The sequence below is a fragment of the Bradyrhizobium sp. CB3481 genome (assembly GCF_029714305.1).
Taxonomy (GTDB): Bacteria; Pseudomonadota; Alphaproteobacteria; order Rhizobiales; family Xanthobacteraceae; genus Bradyrhizobium.
The window spans coordinates 6,868,754-6,887,754 of sequence record NZ_CP121647.1; the positions used below are offsets into that span (position 1 = coordinate 6,868,754).

Sequence of the window (19,001 nt, forward strand, 5' to 3'; positions counted from 1 at the left end):
GCGCAGGCCGCAAGTTCGATTGACATCATTTTTGTTTGATGTCTAAAATTATATTCGGTCGTCCAGGGTTCCCCGCAAGGCCGAGGAGGCGAGCATGGCAGAACGCTCTTTCGCGCGCGAGGTGGAAGACCTGAAGCTCGGCGCCGGCGAGGAATTTCGCGGTGAAGGCATCCTCGCCATCACCAAGGCATTGCTCGAATGCGGCGTCAGCTACGTCGCCGGCTACCAGGGCGCGCCGATCTCCCATCTGATGGATGTGCTGTCGGACGCCCAGGATATTCTCTCCGATCTCGGCGTACACTTCGAATCCAGCGCGAGCGAGGCGACCGCGGCGGCGACGCTAGCCGCTTCCGTGATGTATCCGGTCCGCGGCGCCGTCACTTTCAAGGCGCCGGTCGGCATCAATGTTGCGTCCGACGCGCTGGCAAACCTCACATCGGGCGGCGTCACCGGCGGCGCGCTGATCATCATCGGCGAGGATTATGGCGAAGGCTCTTCCATCATGCAGGAGCGTTCGCATGCCTTTGCGATGAAGTCGCAGCTCTGGCTGGTCGATCCGCGACCCAATGTCGCCTCGATCGTGAATGCCGTGCGCGATTCCTTCGAGCTGTCAGAGGCCTCCAACACGCCCGTCATGCTGGAGGTGCGGATTCGCGCTTGCCATGTCCATGGCCGCTTTTCCACGCGCGACAATGTCCGCCCCACCTTTCCGCTGGCCCGCGCGCTCGAACAGCCGTCGCGCGATACCAACCGGATCGTGTTGCCGCCGGCCTCGTTCCTGCACGAGAAGGAAAAGGTCGAGCATCGGTGGCCCGCGGCGGTCGAGTTCATCCACGCCCGCGGCATGAACGAGACGTTCGACGGCGATATCGACGATATCGGTATCATCATGCAGGGCGGTATGTACAACGGCGTCATCACCGCGCTGCGCGAGGCGGGCCTTGCAGATATCTGGGGCGAGACACGGGTTCCGCTCTATGTGATGAACGTGACCTACCCGATCGTCGACCGCGAGGTGATCGACTTCTGCCGCGGCAAACAGGCCGTGCTGATGGTCGAGGAGGGACAGCCCGAATTCATCGAGCAGGCGCTGCACAAGATCCTGCGTAACGCCGACATTCCGGCCAAGCTGCACGGCAAGGATCTGTTCCCGATGGCCGGCGAATACACCGCGCAGGTCATGGGCGAAGCGATCGGTGCCTTCATCCGCCGCTGGCGTCCCGACGCGCTATCTGATTCTGCCCGCGCACCGAACATCGACCGCGTCGAGGTCGACGACAAGATCCGCGCATTGGCCGACGTGGTGCCGCCGCGGCCGCCGGGTTTCTGCACCGGCTGTCCGGAGCGGCCGATCTTTTCCGCCATGAAGCTGGTGGAGAAGGAGCTCGGCCCGCACCACATCGCCGCCGATATCGGCTGCCACTTGTTCTCGATCCTGCCGCCGTTCAATATCGGCGCGACCACGATGGGCTACGGGCTCGGTCCGGCATCGGCTTCGGCGTTCAACGTGCCTGCGGGAAAACGCCCGATCTCGATCATGGGCGACGGTGGCTTCTGGCACAACGGGTTGACCAGCGGTGTCGGCAACGCCGTATTCAATCAGCACGATGGCGTGATCGTCGTGGTCGACAATTATTATTCCGCCGCGACCGGTGGCCAGGACATCCCCTCCTCGCGCGCCGACAATCGTTCGCGCTCGACCAAGCATCCTATCGTTCAGGCCGTGAAGGGCATCGGCGCCAAATGGGTGCGTCAGATCGACCGCACCTATGACGTCACGCGCATGCGCGACACGCTGCGCGAGGCGCTGACGACCGAGGAGAAGGGCCCGAAGATCATCGTCGCCTCCTCCGAATGCATGCTGAACAAGCAGCGGCGCGTTAAGCCGCTGGTCGCAGCGGCCACCAAGCGCGGCGAGCGCATCGTGCGCGAGCGTTTTGGCGTCGATGAAGACGTCTGTTCCGGCGACCACGCCTGCATCCGCCTGTCCGGCTGCCCGTCGCTGTCGGTGAAGCCGACCAGCGATCCGCTGAAGGACAATCCGGTCGCCGCTGTCGACAACAGCTGCGTCGGCTGCGGCCATTGCGGCGAGGTCGCCGATGCCGCCGTGCTCTGCCCATCCTTCTATCGTGCCGACATCGTTTCCAATCCGACGGCGTTCGAAGCCCGGCTCGACCGCGTCTGGCGGCAGGTGATCAGCGCGCTGCAGCGCTGGCGCGCGGGCCGGCGCGTCATGTTCGAACAGGGTGCGGCATGAACGTCTCGATCGCGTCCTCCTCTGTCGGCCTCAGCCAGGCACGCCCGATCAGCATCGCGGTGCTCGCGATGGGCGGCCAGGGCGGCGGCGTGCTAGTCGACTGGATCGTGGCACTGGCCGAACAGCGCGGCTGGTTCGCACAATCCACCTCGGTCCCCGGCGTCGCCCAGCGCACCGGCGCCACGATCTATTACATCGAGATGATCGCGCCAGATGCCAGCAAGCCCGGCCGACACCCCGTGCTGTCGCTGATGCCGGCGCCGGGCAAGGTCGATATCGTGATCGGCGCCGAATTGATGGAAGCGGGCCGCGCCATCCTGCGCGGCCTGGTCTCGCCGGACCGCACGCTGCTGATCGGCTCCTCGCACCGCTCGCTGGCGGTGATCGAAAAGACTGCGCCCGGAGACGGCACGGCGGATGCGGCGCAGGTCTTCGATGCGGCGAATGTCGCCGCCAATCGTTTCATCGCCTTCGACATGGCCGAGATTGCCGATGCCACCGGCAGCGTGGTTTCGGCCGTGCTGTTCGGCGCGCTCGCAGGCTCCGGCACCCTGCCCTTCACGACCGAGGATTTTGAAACGACGATCCGGGCCGCTGGTGTCGGCGTCGACGCCAGTCTGCGTGCTTTTGCGGCCGGCCGTGAGCGGACGATCGCCGAGCTCAAGCAGGATCCCAAGATCAAGCCGACGGCGAAGCCGCCGCTCGCAAAACGTTATCCGCGCCTCGAGCCGATCGGTCATGCTGGCTATGACGCGCTGGTCGCGCGGGCGCGGCTGTTGCCGGAAGAACTGCACGGCATCATTGCCGCCGGCCTGCAGCGCGTCGTCGATTTCCAGGACGTCGCCTATGGTGGCGAATATCTCGACCGGCTGGAGACGATGCCGCGCCAGGCCACCGGCCTGCTGCAGGCCTTTGCCAAATATCTCGCGGTGGCGATGGCCTATGACGATGTGATCCGCGTGGCGGATCTCAAGACGCGCGCGGGACGGCTCGACCGGGTGCGCCGCGAGGTGCGCGCGGGCAACGGCCAGATCCTCGCGATCACGGAATTCTTCCATCCGCGGATCGAGGAAATGGCGGGGCTATTGCCGCCGTGGCTTGGCGAGAGGGTCGAGCGCAGCGCGCAGCTCGGCAAGCTCATCGATCGCGGACGGAAACTGCGCACCACCGCGCCGCCGGCATTCCTGCTGCTTTACGGCGTCGCCGGCCTACGCCGATTCCGCCGCGGCACGCTGCGGCATGCCCGTGAGATGCGTCATCTCGACGAATGGGCGCAGCGTATCAAGAAATTCGCCCTGACCGATCCTGCACTGGCGACCGCGGTGTGCGAGGCGCGCCGTCTCGTCGGCGGCTATTCCGATACGCATTCGCGCGGCGAATCGAAATTCGAAAAGGTGACGCGCGCGTCCGATCGCCTGGCCGGCCGGCCCGATGCCGCCGAATGGGTGCAGCGGCTGACCAAGGTGGCGCTGAAGGACGCCGACGGCGCCGAGCTCGACGGCGCGTTGCGCACGGTCGAGAGCCTGTTCGAGGACGCCTGAGGATGGATCAATTCGAAGTCGTGGTGTCGAAGATTAAAGCGCTGACGCCGCGCATTCGCGAATTCGTGCTGGCGCGCCCCAACGGCGCGCCGATGCCGGGCTGGGCGGCGGGCGCTCATATCGATGTCCACCTGCCCGATGTTGGCCGCCGCTCCTATTCGCTGATCGAGACGGTTTCGCCGCGCGCGGCCGCTGAGCATCCCGCCGCCTATCGCATCGCTGTGCTCCAGGAAAGCAAAAGCCAGGGCGGTTCGACCTACATGCACGGCCTCAAGGCCGCCGACCGCCTGACGATCTCGCCGCCGGCGAACAATTTTCCGCTCGGTGCCGGCAGCGGCGAAGTCGCGCTCGTCGCGGGCGGCATCGGCGTGACGCCGCTGCTGGCGATGGCCTGCGAACTGAACGCGGCGAAACGCCCGTTCTCATTCTATTACGCCGGCCGCAGCCGCGGCGAACTTGCCTTTGTCAGCGAGATCGAACGCCTGACCAACGCAAACGCAGCCATCCACGCCGACGACGAAGCCGGGCGTTTCTTCGATCTTGAAGGTCTGATGAGCCGGCTCGCGCCCGAGGTGCCGCTCTATCTCTGCGGGCCGCTGCCGATGATCGAGGCCGCCATCGCGCTGGCGAAGCAAATGAACTGGCCGCCGGGCCGGCTGCACTTTGAGATATTCACCGCGCCCGAGGAGAAGTCCGGGGACGCCGCCTTCGAGGTCGAACTCAAGAGCAATGGGCGCGTTTACGAAATCCCCGCCGGCAGGACCATTCTCGACGTGCTGATCGGAGCCGGCGAAGACCCGATGCACGACTGCAAGCGCGGCGATTGCGGCATCTGCCAGACCACGGTGGTCGAGGGCATCCCCGATCATCGCGACTACATCTTGAGCGACAGCGAGAAGGCTTCGAACAAGGTGATGCAGATCTGCATCTCGCGCGCCAAAACCAAAAGACTCGTGCTCGACCTGTGATGGAGGAACGCATGACCCGATATGCCGGCAACGCCGCGGCCATTCGCGCCCTGGTCCGCGAACAGGAGGTTCACCGCGACGTCTATGTCAGCGAGGAAGTGTTCCAGCTCGAGATGGAGCACATGTTCCCGAACAGCTGGGTCTATGTCGGCCACGACAGCCAGGTCCCCAATGCCGGCGACTATTTCGGCACCACGATCGGCACGCAGCCGGTGCTGCTCGTCCGCCACACCGACGGCATGGTGAAGGTGCTGCACAATCGCTGTCCTCACAAGGGCACCCGCATTACCTCAGAGACCTGCGGCAACACCGGAAAGTTCTTCCGCTGCCCCTACCATGCCTGGAGCTTCAAGACCGACGGCTCGCTGCTCGCGATTCCCTTGAAGAAGGGTTACGAGAACACCGGCTTCGAGCAGAGCCACGCTGCAACCGGCATGGCCCCGGTGCGCCATGTCAAAAACTATCGCGGCTTCGTGTTCGCCAAGATCAACGACAGCGGCCTCGGCTTCGAGGAATTCTTCGGCGAGAGCCTGTCGAGCTTCGACAACATGATCGACCGCTCCCCGGTCGGCCAGCTCAAGGTCGCCGGCGGCGTGCTGCGCTATATGCACAACTGCAATTGGAAGATGCTGGTCGAAAACCAGACCGACACCTGCCATCCCATGGTCGCGCACGAATCCTCGGCCGGCACCGTCATCGAGGTCTGGAAGAAGGCGCCGCCCGGCACCAAGAAGCCGATGGCAGTCGAGATCATCGCGCCCTTCATGAGCCCGTACGAGTTCTTCGAGAACATGGGCATCCGGATCTGGGACAATGGCCACGGCCACACCGGCGTGCACCACTCGATCCATTCCGACTATTCGGCAATCCCCGGCTATTTCGAGAAGATGACGGCGGCCTATGGTGAGGAGCGCGCCAAGGCGATCCTCGGCGAGAACCGGCACAATACCGTTTATTTCCCCAACATCATGATCAAGGGCCCGATCCAGCTACTCAGGCATTTCAAGCCGATCGCGGCGAACAAGACGCTGGTGGAATCCTGGACGTTCCAGCTCGTCGATGCGCCCGACATGCTGCTGGAGCGCACGCTGATGTACAACCGGCTGATCAACGCGCCGACCTCCATCGTCGGCCACGACGATCTCGAAATGTACGAACGCGCGCAGGAAGGCCTGCATTCGAACGGCAATCAATGGGTGAACCTGCAGCGTCTCTATAGCCCTGACGAAGCCGGGCAGACCAATGTGGCGGTCAACGGCACCAGCGAGTGGCCGATGCGCCATCAGTTCCGGGCATGGACCAAGTTCATGACGATGGGGATGTGACATGACCATGCTCGCCGAAGCCCCCCTCAAGAATGCTATCCCGACCGACCAGGAGTTGATCGATTTCGTCGTCCGCGAAGCACGCCTGATCGATCAGCAGCGCTTCGACGAATGGCTCGATCTCTACGCCGACGACGCCTTCTACTGGATGCCGCTGGAATGGAATCAGACCGATCCACGGCTGACCTGCTCCTTGATGTACGAGGACAAGCTCCTGCTCTCGATCCGGGTCGAGCGGCTCAAGGGCGCGCGGACTTTTAGCCAGAAGCCGAAAAGCCGCTGCCATCACGTGCTGCAGACGCCGCAGGTGGATTCGCGCGACACCGCCGCCAACCGCTACGTCACGTGGACCCCGATGCATTATGTCGAGACCCGCCTGGACGAGCAGGCGCTCTATGCGGCGTGGGCCACCCATCATCTCTGCGTCGAGGACGGCCGGCTGCGGATCAAGCTCAAGCGCGTCGACCTGATCAATTGCGATGCTGCCTTCGGCAACATCCAGCTCTTCATGTGAGGCAGGATAGCAATGGCCCATCACACGGCGATCGTGAGCGGCGGCAATACCGGCATTGGCGCTGCGATCGCGCGCAGCCTGCTCGCCGAAGGCTATGACGTGATTTCGCTGTCGCGGCGAAAGCCGGACTGGAGCCACCCAAAACTGTCCTCGCGCGAGGTCGACCTGCTCGATGCCGCCGCAACCCGCCAGGCGGCGGCTGAGATCGCGGCGAAGGTTGCAATCACCCACGTCGTTCACAATGCCGGCGCGATCAGGCCGAAGCTGTTGGAAGAGGTCGCTGACGAGGATGTCGGCGCCTTGGCGCAACTGCATTTCGGCGCCGCGATTGCGCTGGCGCAGGCGGCACTGCCGGGCATGAAACAGGCGCGCTTCGGCCGCATCGTGCTATTGTCCTCCCGCGCCGCGCTGGGAGCTGCCACCCGGACCGTCTATTCCGCCACCAAGGCCGGCATCATCGGCATGGCCCGCACCTGGGCGTTGGAGCTTGCCCCCTTTAACATCACCGTCAACGTCGTCGCGCCCGGACCGATCGGAGATACCGAGATGTTCGAGAGCGTGATGTCGCCGGAATCCGAGCGTGCGAAGGCGCTAGCGCGGTCGATCCCGCTTGGCCGGCTCGGCAAGTCCTCCGACGTGGCCCGCGCGGTCGCATTCTTCAGTTCGCCGGATGCCGACTTCATCACCGGACAGACGCTCTATGTCTGTGGCGGCGCCAGCATCGGATCAATTTCCATCTAGCCCGTTTCTTTCCAGCTATTCGAGATGCCCGCCATGGATGCCACCGTCAAACGCAAGACCAGATCCGCAAAGGGCGCGCGCGTGCAGCCGCCGCCCCCCGCCGAGCCGGCGCATGAATCCGACGGCGCGCATCTCGAACTGCGGATCTGGCTGCGGCTGCTGTCCTGCGCCACCAGAATCGAGAAGGCTCTGAACGCCCGGCTGCGCAAGGAATTCAACACCACCCTCGCCCGCTTCGACCTTCTGGCGCAGCTCGCGCGCCGGCCCGCCGGGGCGACCATGTCCGAAGTCTCCGAACTGCTGATGGTTTCGAACGGCGCCATCACCGCGCTGGTGCAGAAGCTGGAAGCCGACGGCATGATCCATCGCGAGGTCGATTCGGAGGATCGCCGCACCTTCCGCCTGCGCCTGTCGTCGGAAGGCGCCAGGGAATTCGGCCGCATGGCGCGGCGTCACGAGGAATGGGTGATTGCCTTGATCGGCGAACTGTCACCCGCCGCGCAGTCGGACCTGTTGCAGCATCTGACCCTGCTCAAGCGTCGCCTCGACAAGCACAGCTGACGCGCACGCCGATGCACAATCACTTCATGCCGGACCGGGCGGCACCTCGCCTTTCCGAAAGACCCGGCTGGCGAGCACATCCGAGGCCTCCAGCGACATGATGTCGTCGGCCATCAGAACCCGGTCGAGATCGGCGACCAGGCGATTGGCCTGTCGCAGCCGCATGCGGTCGAGCGCGTTCCGGATCGAGCGGGCGTTGGAGAACAGCGGCTGGGTCCTGCGCAGCGCAATGTAACGGATGAAGGCCGCGCGCGCGTCCGCGGTGAATTTGTAGTTCATCTCGCGCAGCATCAATTCGGCGATGGCAAGCAATTCGGGTTCGGAATAATCAGGAAAATCGATGTGATGGGCGATCCGGGAGCGGAAGCCGGGGTTGCTGGCAAAGAACTTGTCCATCCGGTCGCCATAGCCGGCGAGAATCACCACCAGATCCTCGCGCTGGGATTCCATCACCTGCAGCAGGATCTCGATCGCCTCCTGGCCGTAGTCGCGTTCGTTGTCCGGCCGGTAAAGATAATAGGCCTCGTCGATGAACAGCACGCCGCCCATCGCCTTCTTCAGCACCTCCTTGGTCTTGGGCGCGGTGTGGCCGATATACTGCCCGACCAGTTCGTCACGGGTCACCGAGACGACGTGGCCACGGCGCACGAAACCTAGTTTATGGAGAATGCTCGCGATGCGCAGCGCCACCGTCGTCTTGCCGGTGCCGGGATTGCCGGTGAACGACATATGCAGTGTCGGCACTTCCGTTGTCAGGTTGAGGCGCTTGCGGATGCGTTCGATCAGCAGGAGCGATGCGATCTCGCGGATGCGGGTCTTGACGGGCACCAGCCCGATCAGCTCGCGGTCAAGCTGCGTGAGCACGTCCTCGATGCCGACAGCTTCGAGCTCCTCGCGAAGGTTGACCGTATCAGTCATGTCGGCGATATCCAGGTCCATCCGGCAAACCTCGGCACAATGCAATTCCAAAAAAACTCCGTCGCCGCTTTCACAGCGACGGAGCAGTGCTTCCGGCAGACGAAAGGCACGATCAGGGAGAACTCGTCTGTCGGACCGGGTAAGGGTACTAGCCGTAGCGCCGGCCCTCAGGGCGGTCGGCGGCGTATGATCTGGTCGTGTAGCGGATGTTGCGGCCGGCCACTTCATGCCGCTCGAGCTGGAAGCCAGGCTCGTCCTTCGGACGGTTGACGATGAAGGACAGCCGCACCGATTCCCAGCCGTGACTGGAATCGAACGCCGACAGGCGAATATAGCGATCGCCATAGACCTTGCGGCATTGGTCCAGTTCCATCATCACGCCGGCCGCGTCGCGAAGATCGAACATCGGTAATCCCCACATTTCCCAGAAATTGTTGCGGGGATGCGGGTCGTCGGTGAATTCGATGTTCACCGCCCAGCCGTTCTCCAGGCAATACTGGACCTGGCGGGTGATCTGCTCATCGGTGAGATCGGGCAGGAACGAGAAGCAGCCTTGGGTAATGCGCATGATTGTTTACTCCTCACATCGCGACGCTGGGCGTCGGGACATAGTCGGGCATGTCGGTCGATTCGTAGTTAAAGGTGACGTTCTTCCAGACCTCGAGCGCCGATTTCAGCGGCGTGCAGGTCTCTGCGGCCTTGGCGAGAATCTCGGGTCCCTCGTGCAGATAGTCGCGGCCTTCATTGCGCGCGAGAATCATCGCTTCCAGCGCCACGCGGTTCGCAGTCGCGCCGGCCTGGATGCCCGTGGGATGGCCGATGGTGCCGCCACCAAACTGCAGGATGACGTCCTCGCCGAGATGGTCGAGCAATTGGTGCATCTGCCCGGCATGAATGCCGCCTGAGGCCACCGGCATCAGCTTGTTGAGGCTGGCCCAATGCTGGTCGAAGAACACACCGTGCTCCAGCCGCGCCGGGTTATAATCCTCGCGGCAGATGTCGTAGTAACCGCGCGTGGTGGCGGGATCGCCTTCCAGCTTGCCGACCACAGTGCCGGCATGGATGTGATCGACACCCGCAAGCCGCATCCATTTGGCGATCACCCGGAACGAGACGCCGTGGCTGCGCTGCCTCGTATAGGTGGAATGCCCTGCCCGGTGCAGATGCAGGATCATGTCGTTGCGTCGCGCCCATTTTGCCATCGACTGGATCGCGGTGTACCCGATCACCAGGTCGATCATGATGATGACCGAGCCGAGCTCCTTGGCGAACTCCGCGCGCTCGTACATGTCTTCCATGGTTCCGGCGGTGACATTGAGATAGGTGCCTTTGATCTCGCCGGTCGCCGCCTGCGCCTTGTTGACCGCCTCCATGCAGTAGAGAAACCGCTCGCGCCAATGCATGAACGGCTGCGAGTTGATGTTCTCGTCATCCTTGGTGAAGTCGAGCCCGCCCTTCAGCGCCTCGTACACCACCCGGCCGTAATTGCGGCCCGACAGGCCGAGCTTCGGCTTCACCGTGGCCCCGAGCAGCGGGCGGCCGAACTTGTCCATCCGCTCGCGTTCAACGACGATGCCCGTCGCCGGCCCCTGGAATGTCTTCACATAAGCCACCGGCAGGCGCATGTCCTCGAGCCGCAATGCCTTCAGCGGCTTGAAGCCGAACACGTTGCCGATGATCGAGGCCGACAGGTTGGCGATCGATCCCGGCTCGAACAGATCGAGGTCGTAGGCGATATAGGCGAAATATTGCCCCGGCGAATTCGGCACCGGATCGACGCGAAAACACTTGGCGCGGTATTTGTCTGCCGCCGTCAGGCGGTCGGTCCACACCACCGTCCAGGTCGCAGTCGAGGATTCGCCGGCGACCGCCGCCGATGCCTCGATCGGATCGACGCCATCCTGGGGCGAGACACGAAACAGCGCAATGATGTCGGTGTCCTTGGGCACATAGTCGGGCTCCCAATAACCCATCTTCTTGTATTCGAGGACGCCGGACTTGTAGCGTTCCTTGCCGCGGACGGTCATCGAGTGCATGTTCATATCGGCCTCCTCGGCTGTTGTGCGGCGACTGGTCGGGATCGTGCGTGTCATCGTTTCATTCTGCGGCATCGGCAATTCCTCCGATTCTCGGATCGAGCGCGCCGGAGCGGTAGCGTCGCGCCATCTCGGCCAATGGAATGACCTTGATCTGCGATGCATGGCCCGCCGTGTCGAATTGCTCGAAACGTTCGCGGCAAAGATCGCGCAAGCCATCCATCGCCGGTTTCAGGAATTTGCGCGGATCGAATTCGTTTTTGTTCTGGGTTGCGACCTTGCGGAACACCGCGGTCATCGCCAGCCGGCAGTCGGTGTCGATATTGACCTTGCGGACACCATGCCTGATGCCGCGCACGATTTCCTCGACCGGCACACCCCAGGTCTGCGGCATCTCGCCGCCGAACTGGTTGAACGCATCCTGCAGCGGCTGCGGCACCGAGGATGAACCGTGCATCACCAGGTGCGTATTGGGCAGCCGCTGATGGATTTCCTCGACCACCCGCATGGCAAGAATGTCGCCATCCGGCTTGCGCGAGAATTTATAGGCGCCGTGCGAGGTGCCCATCGCAATCGCCAGCGCATCGACCTTGGTGGCGCGAACGAAGTCGACCGCCTGGTCCGGATCGGTCAGCAACTGGTCGTGGCTGACCTCGCCTTCGACGCCATGGCCGTCCTCCTGCTCGCCGCCGCCATGCTCCAGCGAGCCGAGCACGCCGAGCTCACCTTCGACGGAAGCACCGATCCAGTGCGCCATGTCGACCACGCGGCGGGTGATGTCGACATTGTATTCGTAGCTCGCGGCGGTCTTGGCATCGGCCTTAAGCGAGCCGTCCATCATCACGGAAGTAAATCCGTGCTGCAGGGCGGTGGCGCAGGTCGATTCCTCGTTGCCGTGATCCTGGTGCAGGCAGAGCGGGATCTGCGGATACATCTCTTCCAGCGCATCGATCATCTTGGCCAGCATGGTGTCGCCCGCATAGGAGCGCGCGCCGCGCGACGCTTGCAGGATGACGGGCGCGTCGACGGCAGCCGCCGCCTCCATGATGGCAAGGCCCTGCTCCATGTTGTTGATATTGAATGCCGGTACGCCGTAGCCGTGCTCGGCGGCGTGATCCAGCAATTGCCTCAAGGTAATTCGCGCCATCGCAGTCTCCATTATCCGTGTGCTAGGCTGCTGCCATTCTTGATCGCGCAATGCAGCGCAAGGCGGCTATTGCGACGGCGTTCGCGGTGATGCCGAACTCGCGATAGAGCGTTTCCGCCGGCGCGGATGCGCCGAAGCCGGTCATGCCGACAAATTCGCCGCTGTCGCCGAGCCAGCGCGCCCAGTCGCCTTCGATCGCCGCTTCGATCCCGATCCGCGGGGCGCCTCCAAGAACATCGGCGCGGTACGCGGGCGACTGCCTGCGAAACAGTTCGAAGCACGGTGCCGATACGACGGCGGCGCGGACACCGTCCGTTGCAAGCGCTTTCGCCGCCTCGATGGCGATTGAGACCTCCGACCCGGTCGCGATCAGCGTGACGTCGCGTCCGTGTCCCGGCTCGACGACGACATAGGCGCCGCGCGCAACCAGATTGTCGTCGTCCCCTTTGCGGAAGGCAGGCAGCGCCTGCCGCGACAGGCAGAGTACTGACGGGCTGGCCTGCGACCGCAGCGCGCAGTCCCAGGCCTCCGCCGTCTCGATGGCATCGGCGGGCCGGAAAACCAAGAGATTGGGGATCGCTCGCAGCGAGGCCAGATGCTCGACCGGCTGATGGGTCGGGCCATCTTCACCGAGCCCGATCGAATCATGCGTCATCACATGGACGACGCGAATGTTCATCAGCGCCGCCAGCCGGATCGCCGGACGGCTGTAGTCGGCGAAGCTGAGAAACGTGCCACCATAGGGGATGAAGCCGCCGTGCAGCGCGAGGCCGTTCATCGCCGCGGCCATGGCGTGCTCGCGGACGCCATAGTGAATATAACTGCCTTCAAAGGAAGCCGGCTGTACCGGCCGCTGGGTCTTGGCCCGCGTCAGGTTGGAATGCGTCAGATCCGCCGAGCCACCGAGCAGATTGGGCAGCGCTTCCGCTATGACATCGATCACGCGCTGCGACGCCTGCCGGGTGGCGATGTTCGGTTGCTGGGTTGCAAAGTCGTCGCGCAGTCGTGCCATTGCCTGCACATAGCTGTACGGCAGGTTGCGATTGAGCGCATCGTGAAACGGTGAGCGGGAGTCCGAACCCAGACGCCTGGTCCGTTCGATCCAGTGGCGGCGGGCGGCATGCCCGCGGCGTCCGGCCTCACGCCACTGCGCGAGGACGGTTTGCGGAACCTCGAACGGCGCATGCGACCAGTTCAACGCAGCCCGTGTCTTGCCGGTTTCCTCGGCGCCCAGCGGCGCACCATGAACTTTCTCCGTTCCCTGCCGGTTCGGAGCGCCGAAGCCGATGATGGTGCGGCAGGCGATCAGCGAAGGCCGATCACTGTTGCGCGCCCGCTCGATCGCGGCCGCGATGGCTTCGGGATCGTGGCCATCGATCCGGCAGGCCGCCCATCCCGCCGCCTTGAACCGTGCGAGCTGGTCATCCGAACAGGATAGTGACGTCGCACCGTCGATCGAGATTTCGTTGTCGTCGAACAGCACGATCAGGCGATTGAGCCGGAGATGCCCGGCCAGCGAAATCGCCTCGTGGCTGATTCCTTCCATCAGGCAGCCGTCGCCGGCGATCACGTATGTAAAATGGTCGACGCAGTCGTCGCCGAAGCGGGCGTTCATCAGCCGCTCGGCCAGCGCCATGCCGACCGCGGTGGCAATGCCCTGTCCGAGCGGTCCGGTGGTCGTCTCTACACCAGGAGTATGGCCATGCTCGGGATGTCCCGGCGTCTTCGATCCCCACTGCCTAAAGGCCTTGAGCTCGTCCAGCGTCATGCCTTCGTAGCCCGTCAGGTGCAGCAGCGCATACAGCAGCATCGAGCCATGGCCGGCCGACAGCACGAAGCGGTCGCGATCCGGCCACGCCGGGTCTGAGGGATCGAATTTGAGAAAGCGCGAAAACAGCACGGTCGCGACGTCGGCCATGCCCATCGGCATCCCGGGATGACCGGACTTGGCCTTCTCGACGGCGTCGATCGCCAGGAAGCGGATGGCGCTAGCCATCTCAACATGCGACACGTCGGGGCGGCTGGCTGTGTGGGACAGGACGGGAGCGTTCATATCGTGCGCCTCTTGCGTTCCATCAGTTGCAGGATCAGCGGAGTGAGGATGAGCTGCATGGCGAGATCGAGCTTCGCGCCATGGATCACGATCGAATTGGCGCGCGACATGAAGCTGTGCGGAATCATCGACAGCAGATAGGGAAAATCGATACCGCGCGGATTTTTGAGGCGGATCACCACCATCGATTCATCCGGCGTCGGGATCCACCGCGCGATGAACGGGTTCGACGTATCGACCGTCGGCACGCGCTGGAAGTTGATGTCGGTCTCGGCGAACTGCGGACAGATGTAGTTCACGTAATCAGGCATGCGCCGCAGGATCGTGTCGGTCACCGCCTCCTGGCTATAGCCGCGGTCGCGACGGTCGCGATGCAGCTTCTGGATCCATTCCAGATTGATCACCGGCACGACGCCGATCTTGAGATCGGCATGCTGCGCCACGTTGACCTTGTCGGTCACGACCGCGCCATGCAGTCCTTCGTAGAACAGGAGGTCGGAGCCTTCAGGCAGTTGCTCCCATTCGGTGAACGTGCCCGGCTTGGCACCGTACAGCTTCGCCTCTTCGTCATCGTGAACATAATGGCGCGTCGTTCCGGTGCCGGATTCGCCGTAATCGCGGAACACCCGCTCGAGCTCTTCGAACAGATTGGTTTCCGGGCTGAAATGGCTGAAATGCTTGTTGCCGCGCTCGGCCTCCTCCCGCATCTTGTCTCGCATCTCGAAACGATCGTAGCGATGGAAGGCGTCGCCTTCGATGTAGGCGGCCACGACCTTCTCGCGGCGAAAGATCTGCTCGAAGGTCTTCTTCACCGATGTCGTGCCGGCGCCCGACGAACCCGTGATCGATATGATGGGATGAGCCCGCGACATCACAACGCTCCGTCACGAAACAGGCCGCGCCGTGCGAACAACGGCGCCGTGCTGTTGTCGAACATCGGTTCGACCCTCTCGTGGAGAGCAGCGATATCGCGCACGCCTCGCGCAGACCCCATGATCAACGGCACCCGCTGGTGCGGCGTCTTCGCGCCGAGTTCGAGAATTCGTCGTCGCCCGGTCGTTGCTGCACCGCCGGCCCATTCCATGATCAACGCCATCGGATGCGCTTCGTAGAGAAGGCGCAGCCTGCCCTCGCGATAGCTGGCGCGGGCATCGGCCGGGTAGAGGAACACCCCGCCGCGCACCAGGATGCGCAGTGCTTCGGCGACCAGCGAGCCGATCCAGCGCATGTTGAAATCCACCTCGCCGCCGCCATTGGTGCCGGCGAGGCATTCGTCGATATAGGCGCGAACCGGGCCATGCCAGTGCCGGCGATTGGATGCGTTGATGGCGAACTCCGGCGTATCGCGCGCGATCTGCACCGCCTGGCGGACCAGCAAAAACTCCCGCGCCCGGCGGTCGAGGATGAAGATGTCGACGCGCGCGTCGAGGGCGAGAACGAAGGTGGTTTGCGGACCGTACACGGTGAAGCCTGCCGCGCACTGCACGGTGCCCGGCTCGAAGAACGTCGAAAGAATGTCGTTGCCCCGCGGGCGGATCGAAAAGATGGTGCCCATCGAGATGTTGTTTTCGAGATTGGCCGATCCGTCGAGCGGATCGATCGCAACGCAGAGGCTCGCCTCCGGCCGCAAGGTCTCCGGCAGCGCCGCTTCCTCGGAAAGAACTGCCGCCACCGGCGCAGCGCGCAGCGCGCGCCGCATCAAATCATCGGCGACGATGTCGATGTCCTTCTGCCGATCGCCATCCGTATTGATGCCGCCGTCCTGCCCGGTGATATCGGCGAGCGGTCCATCGGCGATCAGTGCCGCGAGCTCGACGGCAGCGGCGGCAATGGCCTCGATGACAGCACCGACCGCAGCGCCATCCACGGTCTGTAGAACGGATCGATCGAGATGTGAACGCAGCGTCACGCGTTCGTCCATGTCCCACTCCCGGTGCGCTCTCTCGGCGCTGTCGAAGCGGCCGCCCGATTTGGCGATCCGCCCCGTTAAGGAAGCGCAATTTGCCGAATTAGGGAAATTTTGTTATCTTTGGCCTTAGCAAAGTTTTCGTTATAATGGGGACGCCAATGGCCGGCCGATTGTTGCGGGAATTGACCATCCGCCAATTGCGCGCGCTGGCCGCCGTGCAGAAGCATCGCTCGGTAACGGCCGCCTCGAAGCAACTCTATTTGACACAGCCCGCGGTGACGCTGCAGCTGCGTAACCTGCAGGCGGTCGCAGGGTTGCCGCTGATCCAGCGCACCGGCGACGGGATGCTGCTGACGGATGCCGGGCGCGAGGTGTTGGCGCTTGCCGAGCGGATCGAGGCGGCGATCACCGACTGCGAGACCACCTTGGAGATGATGGCGGGGAAAACCGCGGGCCGCATCTCGATCGGCGCGGTTTCGACGGCGAAATACTTTGTGCCGTTCATGATCTCCGGATTTTCAAAACTCTATCCGAATGTCGAAATCACCCTCTCGATCGGCAACCGTCAGGAAGTTGGCGAGGCGCTGCGCGGCTACGACCTCGACTTCGCGATCATGGGCCGCCCGCCTGCCGACATCGACATGAACGTCCACCTGATCGGCGATCATCCCCACGTCATCATCGCGCCGACCGCGCATCGGCTGGCGCGAAAGACCCGCATCGCACCGCGCGAGCTCGCCGGCGAGACCTTCCTGACGCGCGAGCCGGGATCGGGAACGCGCGGGCTGATGGAGCAACTGTTCGAGAAGTCGGGCATCCATCCCCGAATCGGCCTCGCCATGAGCAGCAACGAGACCATCAAGCAGGCTGTCATCGCAGGACTCGGCATCGCCTTCATCTCGGCGCATACGGTTGCGACCGAACTCGACGAACGGCGCCTGGTGACGCTCGATGTCGATGGCCTGCCGATCGTGCGGCAATGGTTCGCGCTGGCGCGCAAGGACAAGGTGCTGCTGCCGCCGGCGCAGGCCATGCTCGATTTCCTCAGCGCCAAGGGTAAGCAGTTTTTGCCGCGAACGCAGCGCCGGCTGCGCCTCACCCGGCCTTCGGTACGGTCGCGGCGCGGCTGACCGCGAGGCCGAGCCCCTTTCAGAGGCCGCCGTCGACCTGAAAGCACTGGCGCGTAATGCGCTGGCTTTCGTCGGACGCCAAAAACAGCGCCACGCGCGCGATATCGTCGGGCGTCACCGCATCCGGAATGGCCTGACGGGTACGAAATTCGGATATCTGCTGCTCGTCCTTAAACCACAGCCGGCGCTGCCGCTCGGTGATCACCATGCCGGGTGCGATGGCGTTGACGCGAATCCGATCGGGTCCGACCAGCCGGGCCAGCGAGTTGGTGAAGCCGACAATCGCCGCCTTTGCCGCCGCGTAGGCCGGCAGCGCCGGCGCGCCGCGTATCCAGGCCACCGACGACATGTTGATGATCGAGCCGCCGCCGCGCGCGCGCATCTGCGGCACCACCGCCTGCGCCGCGAAGAAGACGTGCTTGAGATTGACGCCGATCGTCCAGTCGAATTCTTCCGGCGTCACCTCGGAAAGAACATGGCGCTGGTCGTTGGCGGCGTTGTTCACCAGCACCGAGGCGTCGCCGAGCGCAGCTTGCACCTTGGTAATTGCGGCGCGCAACGCGTCGATATCGAGAAGGTCACACGGCACGAACAATGGTGCCAAGCCGGATCCGCCTGCCACCTCCCGCACCAGCGCCTCGCCTGCATCGGCATCGATGTCGAGAAAGGCGACGCGTGCCCGTTGGGCTGCGAAGGCGCGCACGAAGGCCGCCCCGATGCCGCTGGCGCCTCCGGTGATCAGTACAGTGCGATCAACGAGGCCGGCATAGCTTGTCTGGGTCATGCGATGAGACGCTCCGTAGCGGGATCGAACAGGCAGATGCGGCGCGTATCCAGCGCGAACGGCGCGAGCGTGCCGGGCGCGGGCCGGACATCGGGCGAGATCCGCGCCAGCGCGGCCTCCCCGCCGAGCCGCAGCAACACAATGGTCTCGGCGCCGGTGGGCTCGACCATCTCGACTGGTGCATTGACGACGATCGGTGCGCCCGACGCACCGGAAAAGCCGCGGCTGCCCTCGGCGATGCATTCCGGCCTGATCCCGAGCACGACCTCGCGGCCGACAAAGGAAGCTGCCGCATCATATCCCTGCAGGCGAAGGCGGACCTCGTCCGGCCGCCCCGCGCCGATCACGACCGCCGCGCCGCCGTTCTCGGCCTCGAGCCGGGCCGGCATCGTGTTCATCGGCGGCGAGCCCATGAAGCGCGCGACGAACAGATTGGCCGGATAGCGGTACACGGTATCGGGATCGGCGAATTGCTGCACCTCGCCCTGATGCATCACGGCGATCCGCGTCGCCATCGTCATCGCCTCGATCTGGTCGTGGGTGACATAGACGATGGTGGCGCCGATGCGTTGATGCAGCCGCTTGATCTCCATCCGCATCTCGACGCGCAGTTTTGCGTCGAGATTGGAGAGCGGTTCGTCGAAGAGGAACAGCAAGGGATCGCGCACCAATGCGCGGCCCATTGCAACCCGCTGGCGCTGGCCGCCGGAGAGCTGCGACGGCTTGCGGCCGAGCAGCGGCTCGATCTGCAGCAAGCGCGCGACATTCGCGAGCGCCTTCTCCTGCTCCGCCTTCGGCACATGGCGGCATTCCATGCCGAACGTGATGTTCTGGCGCACCGTCATCGACGGATAGAGCGCATAGGACTGGAACACCATGGCGATGTCGCGGTCCTTTGGCGGAACGTCGTTGACGACCCGGCCGCCGATTTCGATTGTGCCCGCGCTCGGCTGATCGAGCCCGGCAACGATGTTGAGCAGCGTGGACTTCCCGCAGCCGGACGGTCCGACCAGAACGGTAAACTCGCCGCTCTCGATGTCGAGATCGATTCCCTTCAGCACCTCCAGATTGGCGTAACGCTTCGACAGAGTACGAATGCTCAACGCTGCCATGACTT

The 19,001-nt window shown here is 63.9% G+C and carries 17 protein-coding genes; 8 read left to right on the forward strand and 9 right to left on the reverse strand.

What is annotated here, in order from left to right; genetic code table 11:
• Positions 1 to 94 precede the first annotated feature (94 nt).
• Genes QA643_RS33250 through QA643_RS33280 form a run of 7 tightly spaced genes read left to right on the forward strand, consistent with a single transcriptional unit; the run spans position 95 to position 7,907 of the window.
• Positions 95 to 2,257: an indolepyruvate ferredoxin oxidoreductase subunit alpha gene (locus QA643_RS33250; protein WP_283029879.1), complete on the forward strand. Its 2,163-nt coding sequence runs from the start codon at positions 95 to 97 to the stop codon at positions 2,255 to 2,257.
• Positions 2,254 to 3,798, forward strand: a complete 1,545-nt coding sequence (locus QA643_RS33255; RefSeq protein WP_283029880.1) for an indolepyruvate oxidoreductase subunit beta family protein — start codon at positions 2,254 to 2,256, stop codon at positions 3,796 to 3,798. The genes QA643_RS33250 and QA643_RS33255 overlap by 4 nt, the downstream gene beginning before the upstream one ends.
• Positions 3,799 to 3,800: 2 nt before the next feature.
• Positions 3,801 to 4,766: a PDR/VanB family oxidoreductase gene (locus QA643_RS33260; RefSeq protein ID WP_283029881.1), complete on the forward strand. Its 966-nt coding sequence runs from the start codon at positions 3,801 to 3,803 to the stop codon at positions 4,764 to 4,766.
• An 11-nt stretch (positions 4,767 to 4,777) separates the two neighbouring features.
• Positions 4,778 to 6,091, forward strand: a complete 1,314-nt coding sequence (locus tag QA643_RS33265; protein WP_283029882.1) for an aromatic ring-hydroxylating dioxygenase subunit alpha — start codon at positions 4,778 to 4,780, stop codon at positions 6,089 to 6,091.
• Position 6,092: 1 nt separating this feature from the next.
• Positions 6,093 to 6,605, forward strand: coding sequence for an aromatic-ring-hydroxylating dioxygenase subunit beta (locus QA643_RS33270; RefSeq protein WP_283029883.1), 513 nt, complete (start codon positions 6,093 to 6,095; stop codon positions 6,603 to 6,605).
• Between the two features lie 12 nt (positions 6,606 to 6,617).
• The gene (locus tag QA643_RS33275) at positions 6,618 to 7,346 is read left to right on the forward strand and encodes an SDR family oxidoreductase (protein ID WP_283029884.1); all 729 of its coding nucleotides are present in this window, start codon (positions 6,618 to 6,620) and stop codon (positions 7,344 to 7,346) included.
• Positions 7,347 to 7,379: 33 nt separating this feature from the next.
• Entirely contained in the window at positions 7,380 to 7,907 is a 528-nt protein-coding gene (locus tag QA643_RS33280; RefSeq protein WP_283029885.1) for a MarR family transcriptional regulator, read from the forward strand.
• 24 nt (positions 7,908 to 7,931) lie between these two features.
• Here QA643_RS33280 and cbbX read toward each other — a convergent pair whose 3' ends face one another.
• The 7 genes from cbbX to QA643_RS33315 form a co-directional block, all read right to left on the reverse strand.
• On the reverse strand, positions 7,932 to 8,825 hold the full coding sequence (cbbX, locus tag QA643_RS33285; RefSeq protein WP_283029886.1) for a CbbX protein: 894 nt from the start codon (positions 8,823 to 8,825) through the stop codon (positions 7,932 to 7,934).
• A gap of 148 nt (positions 8,826 to 8,973) precedes the next feature.
• Positions 8,974 to 9,393: a ribulose bisphosphate carboxylase small subunit gene (locus QA643_RS33290; RefSeq protein ID WP_283029887.1), complete on the reverse strand. Its 420-nt coding sequence runs from the start codon at positions 9,391 to 9,393 to the stop codon at positions 8,974 to 8,976.
• Between the two features lie 13 nt (positions 9,394 to 9,406).
• Entirely contained in the window at positions 9,407 to 10,867 is a 1,461-nt protein-coding gene (locus QA643_RS33295; RefSeq protein ID WP_283035011.1) for a form I ribulose bisphosphate carboxylase large subunit, read from the reverse strand.
• A gap of 55 nt (positions 10,868 to 10,922) precedes the next feature.
• The gene (gene fba / locus QA643_RS33300) at positions 10,923 to 12,008 is read right to left on the reverse strand and encodes a class II fructose-bisphosphate aldolase (protein ID WP_283029888.1); all 1,086 of its coding nucleotides are present in this window, start codon (positions 12,006 to 12,008) and stop codon (positions 10,923 to 10,925) included.
• A 22-nt stretch (positions 12,009 to 12,030) separates the two neighbouring features.
• Positions 12,031 to 14,061, reverse strand: a complete 2,031-nt coding sequence (gene tkt, locus QA643_RS33305) for a transketolase (protein ID WP_283029889.1) — start codon at positions 14,059 to 14,061, stop codon at positions 12,031 to 12,033.
• The gene (locus tag QA643_RS33310) at positions 14,058 to 14,933 is read right to left on the reverse strand and encodes a phosphoribulokinase (RefSeq protein WP_283029890.1); all 876 of its coding nucleotides are present in this window, start codon (positions 14,931 to 14,933) and stop codon (positions 14,058 to 14,060) included. The genes tkt and QA643_RS33310 overlap by 4 nt, the downstream gene beginning before the upstream one ends.
• Positions 14,933 to 15,982, reverse strand: a complete 1,050-nt coding sequence (locus tag QA643_RS33315) for a class 1 fructose-bisphosphatase (protein ID WP_283029891.1) — start codon at positions 15,980 to 15,982, stop codon at positions 14,933 to 14,935. Before QA643_RS33315 ends, QA643_RS33310 begins: the two co-directional genes overlap by 1 nt.
• 146 nt (positions 15,983 to 16,128) lie before the next feature.
• Between QA643_RS33315 and QA643_RS33320 the strand changes: the two genes are divergently transcribed.
• Positions 16,129 to 17,100, forward strand: coding sequence for a LysR family transcriptional regulator (locus tag QA643_RS33320; protein WP_283029892.1), 972 nt, complete (start codon positions 16,129 to 16,131; stop codon positions 17,098 to 17,100).
• Between the two features lie 19 nt (positions 17,101 to 17,119).
• On the opposite strand, the gene QA643_RS33325 is transcribed toward QA643_RS33320, so the two are convergent.
• Entirely contained in the window at positions 17,120 to 17,884 is a 765-nt protein-coding gene (locus QA643_RS33325) for an SDR family oxidoreductase (RefSeq protein WP_283029893.1), read from the reverse strand.
• On the reverse strand, positions 17,881 to 18,996 hold the full coding sequence (gene ugpC / locus QA643_RS33330) for a sn-glycerol-3-phosphate ABC transporter ATP-binding protein UgpC (protein WP_283029894.1): 1,116 nt from the start codon (positions 18,994 to 18,996) through the stop codon (positions 17,881 to 17,883). The genes QA643_RS33325 and ugpC overlap by 4 nt, the downstream gene beginning before the upstream one ends.
• Positions 18,997 to 19,001: the final 5 nt, after the last annotated feature.